This is a genomic window from Arthrobacter sp. TB 26, from assembly GCF_000427315.1.
Taxonomy (GTDB): domain Bacteria; phylum Actinomycetota; class Actinomycetes; order Actinomycetales; family Micrococcaceae; genus Arthrobacter.
Genome location: NZ_AUPJ01000252.1, coordinates 1 through 3,266 on the forward strand (window position 1 = coordinate 1; position 3,266 = coordinate 3,266).

The window sequence follows — 3,266 nt, forward strand, 5'->3', positions numbered from 1 at the left end:
CGCGGTTCCTACTTGGGGCCCCCTGTCGGATTCGAACCGACGACCCCCGCTTTACAAGAGCGGTGCTCTGGCCAACTGAGCTAAGGAGGCATTCCTGTGCGCCGGCCGGCTCCGGGCCACAGTGAGCGGCCAAGCGCCATGGCGCTAGATAAGGTTAGCCCACGGATGCCCGGTGATAAAAACAGGCCCGGCTCCGGAAGAATCCAGAGCCGGGCCCGCGGTTTTGCTGTTGGGCGCTGCCGCTTACTGCTTCGCGTCGATGGCGGCCTGAAGGAACTGCTCGAACGGGGTCTGGGCGCTGTCTCCCTTGCCCCACTGCTTGCCCTCAACCAGGACGGTCGGCGTTCCGGTCACACCGATGGCCGCTGCCTGCTGCGTCGTGTATTTGACCCACGGGCGGTAGGTCTTCTCGTCCACGCAGGTGTCGATGCTCTTGGCCCCGAGGTCGGTTGCCATCTTCTTCAGATCCGCATCGGAGATGCCGGCGCCGCCTTCAGCGGGCTGCTTCTCGAAAAGCATATTGACGAAGTCCGCGTACTTCTCCGGCGACTCGTTCACAACACACGCTGCCGCGTTGGCCGCGCGGGAGGAGTAGTTGGTGGTGGAGCGGGTGTCGAGGAAGCCCAGCGGGCGGTATTCCAGGGTGATCTTGCCTTCGTTGCGAAGGTTGGTGAGGGTCTCGTTGTACTGAGTCTCGAAGTTCTTGCACACGGGGCAGATGAAGTCGATGTAGAGGACCACCTTGACCGGCTTGCCGGCCTCAGCTTCGGCGCCGGGCGCCGTAATCTGTGCCGGCGGCGTGGCCGGAGCGGAGGGAAGATCGGCAATCCTGACGGTCGCAGGCTCGGTCTTCGCCACCTCGGAGTTGGCCAGCAGGGTGACGCCGCCGTAAACGTNNNCGGGGGTGGGGCCCTCGTCGGCAACCGGGGCGTTTTTCTGGATGTTCGAGGTGACTACCAGCGCCACCACCACAATGATGGCCACGACGGCGGCAACGATGCCCCAGCCGATCAGCAGCTTGTTGCGCTTTTCCTTCTTCAGCTGCGCCTCGCGGATTTCACGGGCTTTCTCGCGGGCCGCGGCAGTTCGCTCTGATTTGGACTGACGGGGTTCGTTTGCGGGGCTCATTAGTTCCTCGGGTCGATCGGCCGGTGATATCCACTGGGTGGCAATTCATCATTTTAGGGGAGAAAACTGGGAAGTTGCGCTTTCAACTTTCCTTCCCGCCTCCCCACGGACGAATAGCACAGAAGATTCCGCCGGGCTAGGGTGGATGAGAGCCACGAGCGAACCCCAGGGGGCACCAATGCAGGCAACCAAACACGCCGAATCGGATCGAGATACCGACAGCAAAGCCGCGCACGGCGCCAGCGACACCGATCCGGACGCGCAGTATGACTTCATGGTGGTCTCCAACCGCCTGCCGGTCGACCGTTGCGCCGCGGACGAGCCGGGGTGCGAGGACGGCTGGCGCCGCTCCCCCGGCGGGCTGGTCACGGCCCTTGCCCCCATGATGACCAAGACCGACGGCGCGTGGGTCGGCTGGCACGGCGCCCCCGATGAGCATCTCCAGCCCTTCAGCCACGGCGGCATCGACCTCGTTCCGGTCCAGCTGAGCACGCATGACATCGAATTCTTCTACGAGGGTTTCTCCAACGCCACGCTCTGGCCGCTCTACCACGACGTCATTGCCCCGCCGGAGTTCCACCGGACCTGGTGGGACTCCTACCGCAAGGTCAACCGCCGGTTCGCCGACGCCGTCATCCACCACGCCAGCCCCGGCGCCACTGTCTGGGTCCAGGACTACCAGCTCCAGCTCGTCCCGAAGATGCTGCGCGAGGCCCGTCCGGACCTGAAGATCGGGTTCTTCAACCACATCCCGTTCCCGCCGCCGGAGATCTTCGCACAGCTGCCGTGGCGCCGCGCCATCATCGACGGGCTGCTCGGCGCCGACCTGGTCGGATTCCAGCGCAGCAGCGACGCCGGAAACTTCATGCGCTCCGCCCGCCGCTTCCTCGGCGCCAGCGTCAAGCAGCAGCAGGTCCACGTCAAGGGCAGCGACGGCGTAACCACGCACATCGCCCGCGCCCAGGCGTTCCCCATCTCGATTGACGTCCAGCAGATCAGCAAACTTGCCCGGGATCCCGAAATCATCGAGCGCGCCCGGCAGATCCGCCAAGACCTCGGCAACCCTAAGACGATCCTGCTCGGCGTCGACCGCCTCGATTACACCAAAGGCATCCCGCACCGGCTCAAGGCCTACGAGGAACTCCTGGCGGACGGCAAAGTGACCGTGGAGGATGCCGCACTGATCCAGGTCGCCAGTCCCAGCCGGGAACGGGTGGAGCACTACCGCCTGCTGCGCGAAGAAGTCGAGGGCACCGTCGGCCACATCAACGGCACCTATGACACGCTGCAAAACACCGCGGTCCGCTACCTGAACCACAACTACCCGATTGACGAGATGGTGGCGTTGTACCTGGCCGCGGACGTCATGCTCGTCACCGCCCTGCGGGACGGCATGAACCTCGTGGCCAAGGAGTATGTCACGGCCCGGACCAACAACGACGGTGCCCTGGTGCTCAGCGAGTTCGCCGGCGCCGCGGACCAGCTCAAGCAGGCCCTGCTGATGAACCCGCACGACATCGACGGCCTCAAGGACACCATCATGAAAGCCGTCAACATGCAGCCGGCCGAGGCCGCGCGCCGCATGCGCTCGATGCGCAAGCAGATCCTGGACCACGACGTCGATCGCTGGTCCTCCGAATTCCTGAGCGCGCTCGAAGAAAAGGTAATCCGCGATGACTCCTGATCTCTCACCCGGACAGACCCCGCTCTCACTCTCCCCGGACCTGCTCGAGGCCCTGCGCCGCATCGCAGCGACCGAGCACCTGCTGGTCGCCATGGACTTTGACGGCACCATGGCGCCGCTCGTGGACCACGCGGGGGACGCCCGCGCCCTCCCCCGCTCGGCTGCGGCCTTCGCCGCGCTCACCGAACTTCCGCGGACGACGACGGCCCTCATCTCCGGGCGCGCCCTGGACAGCCTGCGGGCGGTCGCCTTCCCTCCGGAGAAGACCCTGCTGGTCGGAAGCCACGGCGCCGAAGTCTGGATGGGACCCGGGTCCTCGAAGCTGGAACTCGATGACGCACGCCGGGAACTGCTCGCCGAGGTCCGGCGCGAACTGGAGGGCATCGTCGAGGTGGCGCCGGGCACCCTGCTGGAGGACAAGCCGGCCGGCGTCGTCCTGCATACCCGGCTCGCC

General features: G+C 65.7%; 3 protein-coding genes and 1 tRNA gene. 2 read left to right on the forward strand and 2 right to left on the reverse strand.

The annotated features are described in order from the left end of the window. Positions 1–13: 13 nt before the first annotated feature. Together K789_RS0109200 and K789_RS0109205 are read right to left on the reverse strand one after the other, a co-directional pair. Positions 14–90: transfer RNA gene (locus tag K789_RS0109200), tRNA-Thr, on the reverse strand. A gap of 153 nt (positions 91–243) precedes the next feature. Continuing rightward, the gene (locus K789_RS0109205) at positions 244–1,128 is read right to left on the reverse strand and encodes a DsbA family protein (RefSeq protein ID WP_024366508.1); all 885 of its coding nucleotides are present in this window, start codon (positions 1,126–1,128) and stop codon (positions 244–246) included. A 178-nt stretch (positions 1,129–1,306) separates the two neighbouring features. Between K789_RS0109205 and K789_RS0109210 the strand changes: the two genes are divergently transcribed. Next, on the forward strand, positions 1,307–2,812 hold the full coding sequence (locus K789_RS0109210; RefSeq protein ID WP_024366509.1) for a trehalose-6-phosphate synthase: 1,506 nt from the start codon (positions 1,307–1,309) through the stop codon (positions 2,810–2,812). Then, on the forward strand, positions 2,802–3,266 hold a 465-nt coding region (locus K789_RS0109215; RefSeq protein ID WP_024366510.1), incomplete at its 3' end, for a trehalose-phosphatase. The genes K789_RS0109210 and K789_RS0109215, both read left to right, overlap by 11 nt.